Source organism: Euzebya tangerina, assembly GCF_003074135.1.
Classification (GTDB): Bacteria; Actinomycetota; Nitriliruptoria; order Euzebyales; family Euzebyaceae; genus Euzebya; species Euzebya tangerina.
The window spans coordinates 3,043,457-3,059,555 of record NZ_PPDK01000001.1; the positions used below are offsets into that span (position 1 = coordinate 3,043,457).

At 68.4% G+C, this 16,099-nt stretch carries 10 protein-coding genes; 2 read left to right on the forward strand and 8 right to left on the reverse strand.

Going from position 1 to position 16,099, the window contains the following annotated elements; all coding sequences use genetic code 11:
• Positions 1-23: 23 nt before the first annotated feature.
• A complete protein-coding gene (locus C1746_RS14135; RefSeq protein WP_116715185.1) occupies positions 24-2,639 on the forward strand; it encodes a trypsin-like serine protease in 2,616 nt (871 codons plus the stop codon).
• On the opposite strand, the gene C1746_RS14140 is transcribed toward C1746_RS14135, so the two are convergent.
• From C1746_RS14140 to C1746_RS14160, 5 genes are all read right to left on the reverse strand, one after another.
• Positions 2,610-3,461, reverse strand: coding sequence for a hypothetical protein (locus C1746_RS14140; RefSeq protein WP_162867756.1), 852 nt, complete (start codon positions 3,459-3,461; stop codon positions 2,610-2,612). The two genes, C1746_RS14135 and C1746_RS14140, sit on opposite strands and share 30 nt — an antisense overlap.
• A gap of 9 nt (positions 3,462-3,470) precedes the next feature.
• Positions 3,471-4,127 carry a potassium channel family protein gene (locus tag C1746_RS14145; RefSeq protein ID WP_116715187.1) on the reverse strand — a complete coding sequence of 219 codons (657 nt, stop codon included), beginning with the start codon at positions 4,125-4,127 and terminating at the stop codon, positions 3,471-3,473.
• Positions 4,124-5,470 (reverse strand): TrkH family potassium uptake protein, encoded by a 1,347-nt coding sequence (locus C1746_RS14150; RefSeq protein ID WP_116715188.1) that lies wholly within the window; start codon positions 5,468-5,470, stop codon positions 4,124-4,126. The genes C1746_RS14145 and C1746_RS14150 overlap by 4 nt, the downstream gene beginning before the upstream one ends.
• A gap of 36 nt (positions 5,471-5,506) precedes the next feature.
• Positions 5,507-8,611 carry a cell wall-binding repeat-containing protein gene (locus C1746_RS14155; RefSeq protein WP_162867757.1) on the reverse strand — a complete coding sequence of 1,035 codons (3,105 nt, stop codon included), beginning with the start codon at positions 8,609-8,611 and terminating at the stop codon, positions 5,507-5,509.
• Positions 8,612-8,712: 101 nt separating this feature from the next.
• Entirely contained in the window at positions 8,713-11,751 is a 3,039-nt protein-coding gene (locus tag C1746_RS14160; protein ID WP_116715190.1) for a cell wall-binding repeat-containing protein, read from the reverse strand.
• 346 nt (positions 11,752-12,097) lie between these two features.
• Here C1746_RS14160 and C1746_RS14165 point away from each other — a divergent pair, with 346 nt between their 5' ends.
• Positions 12,098-12,592 (forward strand): hypothetical protein, encoded by a 495-nt coding sequence (locus C1746_RS14165; RefSeq protein WP_116715191.1) that lies wholly within the window; start codon positions 12,098-12,100, stop codon positions 12,590-12,592.
• Positions 12,593-12,655: 63 nt separating this feature from the next.
• Here C1746_RS14165 and C1746_RS14170 read toward each other — a convergent pair whose 3' ends face one another.
• From C1746_RS14170 to C1746_RS14180, 3 genes are all read right to left on the reverse strand, one after another.
• Positions 12,656-13,405, reverse strand: coding sequence for a DUF2071 domain-containing protein (locus C1746_RS14170; protein ID WP_162867758.1), 750 nt, complete (start codon positions 13,403-13,405; stop codon positions 12,656-12,658).
• Positions 13,406-13,473: 68 nt separating this feature from the next.
• On the reverse strand, positions 13,474-14,892 hold the full coding sequence (glnA, locus tag C1746_RS14175) for a type I glutamate--ammonia ligase (protein ID WP_116715193.1): 1,419 nt from the start codon (positions 14,890-14,892) through the stop codon (positions 13,474-13,476).
• Positions 14,889-16,025 (reverse strand): mechanosensitive ion channel family protein, encoded by a 1,137-nt coding sequence (locus tag C1746_RS14180; RefSeq protein WP_162867759.1) that lies wholly within the window; start codon positions 16,023-16,025, stop codon positions 14,889-14,891. The genes glnA and C1746_RS14180 overlap by 4 nt, the downstream gene beginning before the upstream one ends.
• Positions 16,026-16,099: the final 74 nt, after the last annotated feature.

The following is a 16,099-nucleotide window of genomic DNA, read 5'->3' on the forward strand; positions in this document are numbered from 1 at the left end:
CGTCGGGAGCTACGGTTCCGGCCATGCGGTCGATCGTTCTCACCCTGCTGCTCGCCATCTCGCTGCTCCCCGCCACCGCGACCAGCGCCGCTCCGATCCAGGATGGCGCCGCTCCCGATGATGACGCCTTCCACATCATCAACGGGGTCCCGGCCGACCCGGGGGAGTACCCCGGGATGGCGGCGGTGATCGAGGTCACGCAGGGCTTCGGCCAGTTCTGCGGCGGCACGCTCATCGATCCTGAGTGGGTCATGACAGCGGCCCACTGCTTCTTCGACCCGCGCACGGGGGAACGGGACAGCCAGCCCGAGGACCTTGCCGTGGCACTGGACACCGTGGACTGGCGGCAGGGCGGTGAGCGTCTGGCGATCAGCGAGATCGTCATCCATCCGGCCTACGACGCGATCACGAGCGCCAACGACATCGCCCTGATGCGGCTGGCCACACCGGCTCAGACCCCGCCCAGCGCGATCGTCCAGGCAGGACAGACCGAGCTGTACGAGCCTGGGCGCGCGGCCGTGGTCACCGGGTACGGCGCCACCACACCGTTCGGTGAGAACCCGTCCCCCATCCTGCTGGAGGTCGGCGTCCCGCTGGTGAGCGATGCCGCCTGCCAGCAGGGGTATCCGACCCTGGTGGGTGATCGGATGGTCTGCGCGGGCGACCCCGGGACCGAACAGTCGCCTGGCAACGACAGCTGCCAGGGAGACTCCGGCGGGCCGCTGTGGACCGATCGAGGCGACGGGGTGCTGGCCGTCATCGGTGTGACATCCTTCGGCGGGCTCTGCGGCGTCCAGGACCCCGGCGTGTACACCGAGGTGCTGACCTACGTCGGCTGGTTGGCCGGCATCATCGACGGAACCATCGGCCCTGGCGACCCCGACCCGACGACACCAGCCCCACCGGCCGCTGCCCCCCAGCGGATCACCGTCGACGGCAGCGGCACCAGCGACCCGGTCGGCCAGGCCGTGGCCATCTCCCAGACCAGCTTCCGCGACGGCGAAGGGCAGTACGGCGTCATCGCGACCTCCACCCGCTTCCCCGACGCGCTGGCCGGTTCCACCCTGGCCTTCGGCGTGGCACCGCTGCTGTTCACCGGACCCGACGGCCGGCTGGACGAGGACACCCTGAACGAGCTGCGCCGTGTCGTCCCGGCGGGCGGGACCATCTACGTGCTGGGTGGCGTCGCCGCGATCCCCGCCTCCGCGGACACCCAGTTGACCGACCTCGGCTTCGCGGTCCAGCGGCTCGCGGGATCCGGCCGGGAGGAGACGGCGTCCCTGGTCGCCGACCAGGTGCTCGACCCGGGTGACGGCATCACCCCCGTCATCGGCGGGACCGTTGTGCTGGCCACCGGGTCGAACTGGCCGGACGCGGTCACGGTCGGCGAGTTGGGATCTTTCTGGGGACCGCCGATCCTGCTGACACCGACGGAGTTCCTCAGCCCGTTCACGGCGGAGGCGCTCCGTCGCCTGGCCCCCGAGCGGGTCCTGGTCGCCGGCGGGACCGTGGCGATCGCCGACTCGGTGGTCGCCGAGGTCGAGGCGATCACGGGGGCCGGGAGCACCACCCGCCTGGCCGGGCCGACCCGATTCGAGACCGCTGCACAGGTGTCGCTGTTCAATCGGGGCCTGTACGGCACCCAGCCGCCGGCGGTGGTGGTCGGCGTCAACCTGCGCCGCGAGCGCGACGCCTTCGCCCACGTCCTGGCCGCCTCGATGCTGACCGGCCGTTTCGGCGGGGTGTTCGCCGCGATCGAGGGTGACAGCGGTGAACGGATTCCCCAGGCCGTCCTCGATGCCGTGTGCGGGCTGGACACCCAGGTGCTCATCGCCGGTGACACCGACCTGATCAGCGACGCCGCGGCGTCGGTGCTGGCCGATGCGACCGCCGGGACAGGATGCACGCCAACCGCCCCGCTGGACCCGGGACCCATCCCCGGTCCAGGCGACCCCGGTGGTCCGGGCGATCCGGGCGATCCCGGGCCGTCGGAGCCGGGCGACACCGTCGATCTGGCCCTGGGGGACATCGTGACCGACACCCTGGATGCCACGACCCCGGCCCGGCGGTACCGCTTCCAGGGCACCGCCGGTGAGGCCATCCGGATCCGCCTGTCCGGGCCACAGGGAGACGGGCCACCCCTTGACACGGTCGTCAACCTCCTCACCTCGGACGGGCGACTGATCGCGACCGACGATGACAGCGGCGGGAACTTCAGCTCCCTGTTGCAGGTCACGCTGCCCGCCACCGGGACCTACGTGATCGAGGCGACGACGTTCCGGCAGGACGGCCAAGGTCTGTACTTCCTCAGCGTCGACCCGGCACCGGATGCCGAGGCGCAGAGCGAGATCACGCCAGAGCAGCCGGCGCAGACCGTCGTGATGAGCGGCGCGCCCGGGACTCGGGTCATCGTGGAGATGCGGGCCCTGTCGAACACCACCGACCCGCTGCTGATCGAGGTGGAGAACAACACCGCGGTGGGCGGGGACGATGATGGCGGAGGCTTCCCCCACGCCCGGTTGGACACCACGATCGGCGTCAGCGGTCAGCTCGTCGTCCAGGCGACCGTGGTCGGGGAGGCGTACGGCCCCTTCTCGCTGGCGGTCTTCTCACCCGGCGGCGACATCAGCTTCGGCTGAGTCTTCGATCGCCTCCGGCGGCCTCCCCGCCCGCAGCTCATGCATGACCAGTGCTCGTTCGCGCAACGGCTCCAGGCTCTGCAGGGCCTCACCGAGCAGCTGGGACGCCTGATGCCGCGTGGGCCGGGCGGCCAGGACCACGAGGTTCTCAGCGGCTGAGCAGCGCCAACGACCCACGCTCATGATGCCCTCGTCCGAGCGGACGGTGATGACGGGTGTCGCCGTCACCGGCAATGCATCGACGGCCCAGGTGGCCAGCGTCCCCGGCTTGGCCAGGCTCGTGTAGGCGGGACACGTCCACCGCGGCTGGCTGAACCGGTCGTCATCGAGGCCGGAGATCACGACCGAGTCGGCGCCCAGCAGCCCGCGGAGGCCCTCCGTGGCGCCCTGCATCAGCTCGTCCGGCTCGAGTGGACCGGACAGTGCGATGAGGAAGTGGCGGAGGGCCCGCTCGCGTTCGCTGCTCTGCTCGACTTCGGCCAGCTCCTCCACCTCCTCGGAGGTGGTCTCGAACAGCAGGGTCATGGTCCCGACCAGCAGGAACGACATGGCGGCCAACACGCGGTTGAGGATGACCACCGTCTCGAGTCCGCCCTCGGCGATGGCGTTGTCGTAGCCGGCAGCGAGGTTGGCCAGCAGCGACAGGATGATGGTCGTGATCGTCAGCTGGCGGGAGAGCAGGACGCCTGACACCGCGATCGGGATGTTGTAGATGATCGCCACGACCAATTCCTGCTGGGTGTTGAGGTCGAGCACCAGCCCGCCGAACAGCAGAAGAAGACAGAAGTAGGGGGCCAACCCACGCGGCCATGAGGAGTTCACGGCCTCCTCCTACCCGGCAACGTGGTCCCGTAGCGCGTCGAAGTTCTCGTTGCGGCCGATGACCACGATCCGGTCGCCCTCACGAATCTCGAAGTCCGCCCCAGGCCCGACGATGATGTCATCCGAGCGGTGAACGGCGATCACGTTGACGCCGAAGCGGGAGGGCAACTCGAGGTTCTCCAGCGTGCCGCACAGTCGGTCGCGGGTCTCGACCTCGACGATCGAGTGCTCAGGACCGAGCTCCAGTGCCGCGACCTCGTTCGGGGAGGCCAACTGCCGGGCCAGACGGAACCCCATGTCGTGTTCGGGGCGCACCACCTCGTCGGCGCCGACGCTGGCCAGGATCCGCGCCGTCATGCGGCGGTCAGCCTTGCTGATGACGTATCGCGCGCCGGCCGCCTTGGCCGCGACCGTGGCCAGGATGCTGGCCTCGAGGTTGTCGCCGATGGCCACGATGACGGTGTCGAAGTCACGCAGGCCCAGCTTGGTGAGGGCCTCGTCATCGGTCGCGTCGACCACGGCGGCGTGGGTCACGGAGTGCATGACGGACTCCAGGGCCTCCTCGTCCTGGTCGATGGCGACGACCTCCTGCCCGAAGTCGAACAGGGTGCTCGCGATGGCGCTGCCGAACCGCCCGACGCCGATGACCAGGAACTGCCGACTCACCCGATCACCACTTCCTCCGCCAGGTAGGAGTGCCGGGCCGAGCGCTGTCGTTCGACCAGGGCCAGGGCAAACGTCAGGAAGCCGATCCGTCCCAGGTACATGAGCAGGATGATGACACACTTGCCGGCGCTGCTCAGCTCACCGGTGGCCCCCATGGACAGGCCCACGGTCCCCAGGGCGGAGACCGTCTCGAACATCAGCGGCAGGAACGGGATGTCTGGCTCGATGAAGGCCAGCAGGGTGAGGGCGGCGCCGCCGATCATGACCGCACCGAAGCTGATGGCGCCGGCCCGGACGACGGTTGCCGTCGGCAGTCGCCGGCCGAACACGACCGCATCCCCGCGTCCCCGGATGACGCTCCAGATGCTGACCACGAGCACGTAGAAGGTGATCGTCTTGATCCCACCAGCTGTTGAGCCCGGGTTTCCGCCGATGAACATCAGCAGCATGGTGAGCAGGAGCGTGGCCGGGTTCATCTCGGCATAGTCGAGCGTGTTGAACCCGGCTGTCCTGGCCGTCGTCGACTGGAAGACCGAGGCGAGCAGGCGACTGCCCAGGGACATGTCCGCAAGCGTTGCCGGGTTGCTCCACTCGAAGACCATGATCGCGACGGTCCCGCTGGCCAGCAGGAACACCGTGATGCGCAGCGTCATCTTCGTGTGAAGCGTCAACGTCACCCGCTTGGGACCCCGAATCGAGTGGTCCAGGTTCGCGAACACGATGAAGCCGAGGCCGCCGGCGATGATCAGCCCGATGACGGTGGCGTTGACGATCGGGTCACCGACGTAGCGCACCAGACTGTCCGGGTAGAGGGAGAAGCCGGCGTTGTTGAACGCCGAGATGCTGTGGAAGAGCGAGAACCACGCACCTCGTCCGACCCCTTCGGTCTCGACGAAGCGGGTGTACAGCAGCAGGGCCCCGATCAGCTCGGTGATCAGGACGATCGAGCCGATCGAGCGGATCAGACCCACCAGACCGCCGATCTCCGTCGCGCTGACCTGCTGCTGCAGGCGGAGCCGTTCGCCGTACCCCAGGCGGCGCCCTGTGGCCAGGGCGAGGAAGGTCCCGAAGGTCAGCAGGCCCAGTCCGCCCAACTGGAAGAGGGTGGCGATGACGATCTGGCCGAACCCACTGAACGCCGTGCCCGTGTCGACGACGATCAGGCCCGTCACGCAGACGGCACTGGTGGCCGTGAACGCCGCATCGAGGATGCCGACCCGTTCGGCGCCGTGGGAGATCGGGAGGGCCAGCAGGAGCGTGCCCACGGCGATCAGCCCGGCGAAGGACAGGGCGATGATCTGGGAGGGCGAGAGGTCCGGATCGCCGTCGGACCAAGAGCTCATGGGCGGCGGCTGGTGGTGGGCATCGGCGGAGGAATGCTACAGCCCGAGTGCCGCGGCGATCGCCATCTCGACCTCCGCATCCACGGCTGCCGTCCCGCCGAAGATCAGAGCCCGTTCGATGGTGTCCGCGTTGGTGGTGAGGTAGCCCTCGGCGGCGGATGGCAGCGCGTCGCTCGCCGTCAGGATGATCGGTCCCGGGCCGACGATCGGGCGGCCGACCAGGGCCCCGCCGGAGAGTCCGTCGGGGAAGGCGTCGGCTCGCGCGATCCCGACCGCCGTGGGCGTCTCGAAGAACCGCTCGGCGACGGCGACGGCGGTCTCGAACCGGGTCGGCCCGCTGACCGCCTCGGCGTCGGGGAAGGCCGTCGCGGCAGCTGCACCGATGGCGATCACGGTCGGCGGCGTCACCTGCCGGGCGAGGAAGTCGCGGGTCTCCGGCGGCACCGTGATGTCGCTGGTGAGCAGGATGGCCGCTCCGGCGGACGCGGCTTCCGTCGGTCCGGTCTCTGTCGGTCCGGTCTCTCTCGGTTCGGTCTCGGTCGGTTCGGTGTCCGAGATCGTGTCGATGCCTGCCGAGGCGGCGCCGGCCACGATCGAGTCCGCGAAGTCGCCGCCGTCGGCGACGAGCACGGTCGATGGGCTGCCCAGGCCGTCCTCTGCGATGGTCGTGGCCGTCTCGAATCGGTTCTGGCCGGCGTACCGCACGGTGCCGTACCCGAGGTCGGCCAGGCGCTGCTCGACCTCGGTCGACAGGGCCACCTCGCCGCCCAGCAGGTACACCGTGCCACCGTCGAGGAGCACGCGGCGGATCTCGTCCTCGGTCTCGACGCTCAACGAGTCCGGCTGAGACAGCAGGAGCGGTGCACCGAGTGACACCGCGAGCGGCGTCCCGGCCTGCGCGTCGGGGAAGAGGTCGGAGCGGGTGAGGACCACGGCCGGTGCGTCCCCCGCTCCGCAGGCCGCCAGAGAGCTGGCGATCGCCGTCTGGATCCGATTCAGCCCATCGATCCGGGTGATCCCGTCGCTGATGGTCGGTCCAGCCTGGCTGGTCCCACCGCTGCAGCCGACGCCAGTCTCCTGGACCACCAGCGTGGCGGAGGCGGCGTTGTTCTCCGGGTCGTCGTCACCGGCTCCCGCATCGATGATCGTCGTGGCCGTGTTCGTGTAGGTCGCGGCGGTCGTTGCCCTGACGGCGACGGTGACCATCACGGTTGCATCGACCTCCACCTCACCCAGCGCACACGTGAGTGTCTGACCGGCGGGTGGCTCGCAGGACCCCTGCGTCGCTGTGGCGGCTGTGATGGACAGGCCGTCCGGGACGACGTCGGTCACGACCACAGAGCCCGGGGTGGACGGCGACGGGTTGCTGATCGCGAGGGTGAACGTCGCCGTCTCGCCGACGTTCATGGCGCGCGGCGAGACCGACTTGGCCAGCGCGAGATCGAACGCGCCGATGAGCTCGTAGGCCCCGATGTCGCAGTGGTCTTGCTGGGGTCGCGGCACACCCCGCTGGTCCACGGCGATCGGGTCAGGGCACCGATCGGGATCAGCTGCGTCGATGGCCGGGGACCCCGCTCGTAGGGCGTGTGCTTCCCCACTGCGGTCGCCCGCCGCCCCCTGCGGCACGCCGGAGTCCTCAGCCAACGGCCTGATCATCGGATCGGTGCCGGGGAGGTCGGTCGTCTGGTCGAGGTTGCACTGGTCCGCTGACTCGAGATTGTGGCCCAGCGACTCGAGCTGGCCGGGCTCCGGGGTGAAGCAGTTGGCCGAGCGGCCAGCCGCGATGATCGTGCTCGCGACGCTGATCCGGCTGCCTGCCGTCTGGCTGGCGATCGCCGCAGAACCGCCGTTGTCCACCACCGTGGCGTGCGTCAGCTCCACCAGGGTTGCGGGCTGTCGCACACTCGCCGGCGATCGCGTCAGCTGGTCATCGGCGATATGGATCCCGCCCCCGCCCAGCGACGACTGGTTCCCGCTGATGGTCGTGTTGGTCAGCTGGAGCACCGCTCCGACCCCGCCGACGCTGATGCCGCCACCTCGACCTCCGTCGTCCGCCGTGGCCAGGTTGCGGGCGACCGTGCTCGACCCGACCTGCAACAGGCTGCCGTTGCTCAGGAAGAGCCCGCCGCCGGCAGTGCGTGCCGCATTACCCGCGAGGGTCGTGTTGATGATCTCGGAGACGGTCGGCCCGGCACTGTCGAGGCTGACGGCGCCACCGACGGCCGTGAGGGGACCACCATTGGTGTCGAAGACGGAGTTGGACACGGTCACGGCAGTCCTCGCGTCGACCGCCCCGCCCTGGCCTCCGGGGACGCCATCCTCCTCCACGACGTTCCGGGTGAACGTCGACTGGTCCAGCGTCGCCGGCCCGGTCGCGCCGTCGAGGGAGATCGCCCCGCCGGAGCCGCTCGCCGCCGTCTGCTGACAGCAGGCACGACCGGCGGCGTTGCCCTCGAACACACTGGTCGAGACGTCGAGGGCCTGTGCCGCCGTGGTGGCGATGGCACCGCCGCGGCTGTTCGCGCCATTGCGATCGAACGTCGAGTCCTCCACCGTCAGCTCGCCCCCGTCGACGTGGATCGCCCCGCCGATGCTGGCCCGGTTCGTGCGGAACGTCATCCCACCGAGGGCGAGCGCGGCTCCCTCCCGCACGCGCACGGCACCGCCGCCCGTGGTGCTCTCGCCGTCTCGGAGCAGGAGATCGGTGATCAGCGCCGTCCCGGCCTGCACGTCGAAGACCCGCGCTTCCACGCCACTCATCGCGGCCGGTGTGATCGCGACGGTGTCGCCGTCCGTGGGACCGGCGATCACCACGTCGTCAGTGATGTCCAGGTCGTTCGTGGCCTCGGTCTCCGAGATCGCGTCGACCCGGGCGAGGGCGATGACGCCGGGGCCGTCGAAGGTGATGCGGTCCTGGCCCGGGCTGGTGTTGGCGGCGATCACGGCCTCACGCAGCGAGCAGTCCCCTGGGTCACAGGACCCCGGCGAGGGATCGTCCTCGGCGGCGACGCCCGTCATGTGGGTGCTGTCGACGGTGAAGGTCACCTGACCGACGGCGGCGGGGAGCGGCGTGAGCGTCATGATGACGAGCAGCCCGAGCGCGCCGAGCACTCGGGTTTGCTTCCCGGCAGCAGTTGTCATGGGTGGTCGCTTCGACGCGTCGCGTGCGTCGGGCTCCAGACAACCACGATGGGCGGCCCCTGGGTAGGGACCGCCCATCGATTGCCCTCAAGGGATCTGGGCTACAAGCCCAGGGCTGTCTCGATCGCTGCCTCGACGCTGGCGTCGATCGCGGCGGTTCCGCCGAAGATCAGCGCCCGCTCGATGTCGCTGGCGTTGGCCTGCAAGTAGGTGTCGACGGCACTCGGGAGGCTGTCGGTCTCCACCAGCAGCATCGGACCTGGGCCAACGATCGTCCGCCCGATCAGTGAGGCACCGGTAAGGCCATCGGCGAAGTCATTGGACCGTGCAACGGCAAAGGCGCGTGGTCTGTCGAAGAACCGCTCGGCCACCGCGACGGCGGTCTCGAACCGGGTCGGTCCGCTGACCTCCTCCGCTGCGGGGAAGGCCTGACCGGCGGCCACACCGATGGCGATGAGCGTCGGAGCGGGGCCAACCCGGCTGTCCAGGTAGGCCTGCGTCTCCGGCGGGATGTTGACGTCACTGGTCAGCAGCACCGCTGCCTGGACGGTGTCGGAGGTGGTGTCGACGTTGACCGATGCGGCACCAGCCACGATCGAGTCGGCAAAGTCACCACCGTCGGCGATCAGCAGGTTCGGCGGGTTGTTCAGACCCTGGTCGGCGATGATCGCCGCCGTCTCGAACCGGTTGACGCCGCCGTACCGGACGGTGTTGTAGCCCAGGTCGATCAGACGCTGGTTCACCGCGGCGGACAGGGCCACCTCACCACCCGAGAGGTACACGGTGCCACCGGGCAGCAGCACGCGCTGGATCTCGGTCTCGGTCTCGGCGTCCAGGGTCGCCGGGTTGGACAGCAGCAGCGGCGCGCCGATGTCGATGGCGAAGGGTGCCACCGCCTGGGCGTCGGGGAACAGGTCCGCACGGGTCAGCACCACGGCTGGCGCCTCGCCGTCACCACACGCGGCCTGGGAGGCTGCGATGGCGGTCTGGATCCGGTTCAGTCCCTCGATCCGGTTGATGCCGTCGACGATGATCGGATCACCGTTCTCGTCCTCACCACCGGAGCAGAGCACCTGGTCCTCGACCACGACCAGCGTGGCGTCGGCGGAGTCGTTCTCCGGGTTGTCATCGCCCGCGCCCTCGTTCACGTCGATGGTCGCCGTGTTGGTGTAGGACCCGGGGACGGGACCGGACACGTCGATGGTGATGGTCACGGTGGCGTCGACTGCCACGGTGCCGAGGTCACAGGTGATGGTCTGGCCCGCTGGCGGGTCGCAGGTTCCCTGCGTGGTCATGACGTCGTTGATGATCAGGCCAGCCGGTACCTCGTCGGTGACGACGACGTCGGCGGGCTGGGACGGTGCCGGGTTGGTCACCGTGATGGTGAACGTGGAGTCGGTCTCGGTGTCGACCTCCATGGGCGACACGCTCTTGTCAACCGCGACGTCGGTGTCGCCGGCCTCGTAGGCGCCGACATCACAGGCTGGTCCCTGGGGACGGGTGACCAGTCGCTGGTCGGTGCCGATCGGGTCCGGGCAGAAGTCCGGGTCGGCTGCGTCGATGGCGGGGGAGCCGTCGAGCAGCGCGTGGGTCTGACCGATGCCGGTGGTGTCGACCTGGCCTTGGGTCTGGCCGTTGTTGTCAGCCAGTGGGCCAAGCGTCGGGTCGGTGTCGGTCTGGTCGTTCGCCTGGTCGAAGTTGCACTCGTCCCGGCTCTCCAGGTTGTAGTCGAGCGAGACGAACACACCAGGGTTGGGGGCGGAGCAGTTGGCAGCCACGTTGTCGGCCACGATGGTCGAGCGGGACTCGACAGTCGCGTTCGCGGACTGGCTGACGATGCCGGCCCGGCCTTCGTTCTCCACGAGGGTTACGTGGCCGAGGCGGACGTCGGCGAAGTTGAACTGCCCTTGTGCGACAGCCTGACGTTGCGGGATCTGGTCGGCCTCGATGTGGATGCCGCCACCAAGGACGGCCGTGTTGGCCGAGATGGTGGAGTTGGTGATGTCGAGGTCGCTCTCGGCCCACCCGACGTAGATGGCGCCGCCGGCGCTACCGTCGTCGCCGGTCAGGAAGTTCCGGTCGAAGGTGGACTCGGAGATGGTCAGGTCCACACCGTTGAAGTCGTCGCTCACCATCTGGATGGCACCGCCGTTCTGGATGGCCTGGTTCCGGACGAACGTGGTGTTGTCGATGGTGCTGGCATTCGCCTCCTCGAACTGCGTCATGTAGATGGCGCCCGCCAAGGTGGTGTTCTCCGAGCCGTTGCTGTCGAACACCGTGTTGGTGATCGCCAACGGGGCGTTGGACGAGTAGATCGCGCCAGCAATACCGCCCGGAAAGTTGCCCCCGCCTTCGAACGCGGTCTGGGCGAAGTTGCCCACGAACGTGCTGTCGTTGATGAGGGCCGGCGCCGGTGAGGCGTCGTAGTTGTAGTAGATCGCGCCGCCCTCGCCGGCCGAGCCGGCGGAGGAGCAGCAGTACACACCGGCGGAGTTCGCCTCGAACAGGGTGTTCTCGATCTGGTGCGACTCCGGCTCGAGGACATAGATGGCACCTCCCTGGAAGTTGGCGTTGTTGCCGGCGAACAAGGAGTCCTCGACCAGCAGGTCACCGCCGTTCTGGGCGATCGCGCCGCCGAAGTAGGACTGGTTGTTGCGGAACGTCGAATCGCGCACCGTCAGGTCGCTGCCGAAGTCGGCGCGAATGGCGCCCCCGTCGCCGTTGCCCTCACTGTCGAAGAAGACGATGTTCTCGATCACCACCGTCGAGTCGACGATGTCGAAGACGCGCTCCTCGCTGAAGTTCATGTCCGCGGGGGTGATCGACGTCGAGTCACCCACGCCCAGGATGGTGACGTCGTCGGTGATGTCGAGGTCGTTGGTGGTGTCCGACTCGGCGCCGGTGCGGTCCAGAGAGATCGTCCCCGGACCCTCGAAGGTGATGATGTCCGCGCCAGGGTTGGCATTGGCGTCCAGGACGGCCTCGCGCAGCGAACAGTCTGCCGCGGCGCAGCCGTCCGGAGCCGGGTCATCGACCGTCGAGTCGGCGGTCATGCGGTTCAAGGTGACGGTGTAGGTGGTCTGGGCCTCCGCCGGCGGCGCTACGAGTGCCAGTAGCGCGAAGACAAGCGCGGCGGTCATGACTGCTGCCAATGACCTCCGCGCGCGTTGGACAACGGGTGTGTGCATTGCTGTGCTCCCTCACTCTTTGGGGACACGCCGATTCGGTTCCTCCCGCAAGGTGCGGGTTGGCGTGTTCAGGGCAGTGACGGAGATGGGGGATGGCTTGATACGCCGGCCGTAAGATCTGTAAGGGAATGTCGCTGAGGGTGCTGTTGGTACTGCTGGCAGCGACTCATGCATGCGTAGTCGCAGCGGCCCGTTGATGGCAGCGAGCATCCAACCAGGGCACCACCGGTCAGACTGTCGGCGAAGGCGTGTCCGTCGGCCACCTGCATCGCGTGCACAGTCGACCTACGGTCTCAGCGTGGATCGGGGCCTGACACTTCTTCTGGTCGCCGCGATGCTCCTCGCGGCGTCCTGCACGGCGGAGGGCGAGGTGGCCGACGCGCCCGGGGCCTGTGCTGTGGCCGAGGATGCGCGGTCGATCGAGCGCTCCGAGCCCTCACCTGCGGACGATCTGCTGCAGTGGGCGGGCTTCGAGGCCGTGGAGTCGCTGGACGTGGTGGGATCTGAGGAGCGGTGCGGCCTCGACGCCTATGCAGCTGTGGCGCTGGAAGGCGATCCGGCGGACGTCGATGCTGCCATCGAGGCGGCGGGCTTCACCGCGCAGCCGACGCCCGGCCTGTCGGTCACCCAGGACCCGGTGGACGCCGCGTCCTTGGACGACCTGGCCGGCGTCGTCTCCTCAGATCAGGAGTCCTTCCAGAACAGCGCCGGGGAGACCCTGGTGCGGATGTACGTCCGAGGCGGGCTGCCCGACGGCCGAGAGTTGCTGCACGTCTGGGCCTTCACCACCTAGGAGAGCCCCCGGCAGCGACCCGGCTCACTCAGACGTCGGATTTCCAGGCCGGCAGTCCCGCGATCACGACCGTCGTGCCGGAGTTCCACCACTCACGATTGCGGGTGCCGCGGCACGCGTCCACTCAACGTCAGCATCGCACATCAGGAATGAGTTCGAGATCACGGCGGTCGAGAAGCTGTCGATGAAGTTCGATTCGAGCACGTCGACGGTCACCAAGCGGGCATCACGATGCGACGGCTCCATCCGTGCCGCCTCGAGGCGCCCGCGCCGGTCCGGCGACAAGCCGACGGATGCACCCAGGCACGTCGCCCCCACCGGATCGCACGCCGCACCAGCGGCGGCATCTGCCCGGTCGTGCACCTCGGCTCGCATCCCGAAGTGCGTGGCGTCCAACGGTTCGCTTGCCCACCGAAGCTCGAGCCCCGAGGAGGACACCTCGATACGGGCACGCTCATGCACGCCCGGGAACCAACGCCCGCCGAGGACGGCAGCAAGTCGTGAGTCCGTGTGCCGGATCGGCACGTACACACCGATCTCGGTCCCGCCGGACCCGTCCTCCCACTCGACCGAGATGCGATGCGCTACGGCTCGAAGGCGCTGGCCGAGAGCCACGGGCACGCCGGCGGGTCGGATGCCCTCGATCTCCAACATGCAGCAGCCCACCACCGTGCCCTCGGGGGTCACGTGCGGTCGTACGCCCGCTGGCAGCCGCTCAGCGGCTTCGTCGGGATCGACCAACGCGTTGACGAGCAGCCGGCGCCGGATCGTCCCACGCACGGTTCGCTGCGACTGTGCCGCACGTCCGGTCATGATGACCACGCTATCGTCTACGGTGCCGGCCACCGACGTACAAGCGTCCAGGTCAGCGGCCTTGCCACTCAGATGTCGTAGTACAACTCGAACTCGTGCGGGTGCGGGCGCAGGCGGAGGGCCGTGACCTCCGACTCCATCTTGTAGGCGATGTGGGTGTCGATGAGGTCCTCGGTGAAGACGCCCCCCTCGAGCAGGAACTCGTGGTCGTCGGCTAGAGCGGCGAGCGACTCCTCCAAGCTGGCGGGGACCGAGGGAAGGTCGCCGAGCGCCTCGGGCCCCAACTCGTAGATGTCCTTGTCCACGGGGTCGGGCGGCTCGATCCGATTGCGAATGCCATCGAGCCCGGCCATCAGCATCGCCGAGAACGCGAGGTAGGGGTTGCACGACGGATCCGGCACGCGGAACTCCACCCGCTTGGCCTTCGGTGACTGCGAGATCAACGGGATGCGGCAGGCCGCCGAGCGGTTGCGCTGGCTGTACACCAGGTTGACCGGTGCCTCGTACCCCGGAACCAGTCGCTTGTAGCTGTTCGTCGTCGGGTTGGAGAACGCCAGGATCGACGGGGCGTGGGTGAGCAGCCCACCGATGTAGTGGCGAGCCAACTCGCTGAGACCCGCATACCCGGTCTCGTCGTAGAACAGCGGTTCGTCGTCCTTCCACAGCGACATGTGGGTGTGCATGCCCGAGCCGTTCTCGAAGAAGACCGGCTTCGGCATGAAGGTCGCGCTCCGCCCGTTGCGATGAGCGACGTTCTTCACGATGTACTTGAACAGCATCACCTGATCGGCGCACTGGGCCAGTGGAGCGAAGCGGAAGTCGATCTCGGCCTGCCCGGCCGTGCCGACCTCGTGGTGCTGCAACTCGACCTCGATGCCGGCCCGCTCCAGTTCGACGACCATCTCAGAGCGCAGGTCGGTGAAGTGGTCAGCCGGGGGAGTGGGGAAGTAGCCCTGCTTGTAGCGGATCTTGTGACCCAGGTTGGGCCCCTCGTCCTTGGCGGTGTTCCACGCCGCCTCGACGGAGTCGAGCGCGTACATCGAGCCCTTCGGCTCGGAGATGAAGCGGACGTCGTCGAAGATGAAGAACTCGGCCTCAGGGCCGACGAAGCACGTGTCGGCGATGCCAGTCGACTGTAGGTAGGCCTCCGCCTTCTGCGCGATGTACCGCGGGTCACGCGAGTAGGACTGCCCCGTCAGAGGGTCCTTGACGAAGCAGTTCAGGATCAGCGTGGAGTGCTGCCGGAAGGGGTCCACCACCGCCGTCGAGGCATCCGGGACCAACAGCATGTCCGACTCCTGGATGTCCTGGAAGCCGCGAACGGACGAGCCGTCGAACCCGAGGCCGTCGGTGAACACCTCCTCGGTCAACTGATGACTGGGCAGGGTGTAGTGCTGCATGAGACCAGGCAGATCGACGAAGCGGAAGTCGATGAAGCGGATCTCCTCCGCCTCGATCCGATTGATGACGTCTTCGGCGGTGGTCATGAGGGCTCCTCCGTTGGCTCAGATTCGTGGACCCTACCGTCTTCCTGACCCTGGGGGGATGCCGACGCCGGAATACCTGCTGCCGGGTCTGCGTCGTTCTTCACCCAGATCGTGCGCTGCGGGAACGGGATCTCGATCCCCTCGGCATCGAATGCCTTCTTGATGCGTGCACGGAACTCCCGATTGACCCGCCACTGCTCGGCGGGCAGGACCTTCATGACCAGTCGAAGGACCACCTCGTTGGGTCCGAACTGCTCGATGCCCCAGAGCTCAGGCTCCTCGAGGATGAAGGGATCCCACTCCTCGTCGACGGCCATGCCGTGCGCCACCTCGGCGATCACCTCACCAGCTCGGTCCAGGTCCGTGTCGTAGGCCACCGCGATGTCCAGCAACGACCGGGACCACAGCTGGGACTTGTTGCCGACGCGCACGATCTCACCGTTCGGCACGTGCCAGACCGTGCCCTCGACGTCCCGCAGTCGCGTGACGCGCAGCGTGATGCCCTCCACCACACCCGTGGCCTCGCCGACGTCGACGACGTCGCCCACACCGTACTGATCCTCGAGGATCATGAAGATGCCGGAGAGGAAGTCCTTGACCAGCGACTGCGCGCCGAAGCCGAGGGCAACGCCGACGACACCCGCGCCGGCCACCAGCGGACCGATGTCGATGTTGACCTGCGACAGGGCGATGAACACCGCGATCAGGTAGATCACGAACACGGCGATGCTGCCGAGGACGGTCGCGATGGTCTCGGCGCGCTGCTCCTTCCGTGCGTCCACGGCCACCTGCGCTTCTGAGCTGAGCGCCGAGCCGAAGCCCGGCGCCCGCCGGGTGATCCGCTGCAACGCGCTACGACTCTCCGAGGCCGTCCGGGTGACCGAGCTGTGGATGATCCGCTTGGCGATGCGCGAGACGATCACGGCTCCGACGAAGATCAGCACGATCGTGATCAGGACGGGGAGGATCTGCCCCACGAGGGCCGCCAGCGTCTCGCTTCCGGTGACGTCGAGCACCCAGGAGCAGATCACGTCGTCGGTGCCACAGCCCAAATCGACCTCCGGGACGACGTCGCCGAGGTCTGTGTCGTCAGCGGGCGTCTCCGTGGCGTCCTGTGCAAGCAGCAGCGTCATGGGCTCCGAGGGTGACACGCAGCCACGCCGCTGCCCACGACGACGACTAGCCGTTCCGGGAAGGCCGGCTCAAG

Coding starts and splice junctions, on each gene's coding strand:
- C1746_RS14170 (WP_162867758.1), bottom strand. CDS start 13,405: ATGACCGGACGTGCGGCACAGTCGCAGCGAACCGTGCGTGGGACGATC.
- glnA (WP_116715193.1), bottom strand. CDS start 14,892: ATGACCACCGCCGAAGACGTCATCAATCGGATCGAGGCGGAGGAGATC.
- C1746_RS14160 (WP_116715190.1), bottom strand. CDS start 11,751: ATGACCGCCGCGCTTGTCTTCGCGCTACTGGCACTCGTAGCGCCGCCG.
- C1746_RS14155 (WP_162867757.1), bottom strand. CDS start 8,611: ATGACAACTGCTGCCGGGAAGCAAACCCGAGTGCTCGGCGCGCTCGGG.
- C1746_RS14180 (WP_162867759.1), bottom strand. CDS start 16,025: ATGACGCTGCTGCTTGCACAGGACGCCACGGAGACGCCCGCTGACGAC.
- C1746_RS14135 (WP_116715185.1), top strand. CDS start 24: ATGCGGTCGATCGTTCTCACCCTGCTGCTCGCCATCTCGCTGCTCCCC.
- C1746_RS14150 (WP_116715188.1), bottom strand. CDS start 5,470: ATGAGCTCTTGGTCCGACGGCGATCCGGACCTCTCGCCCTCCCAGATC.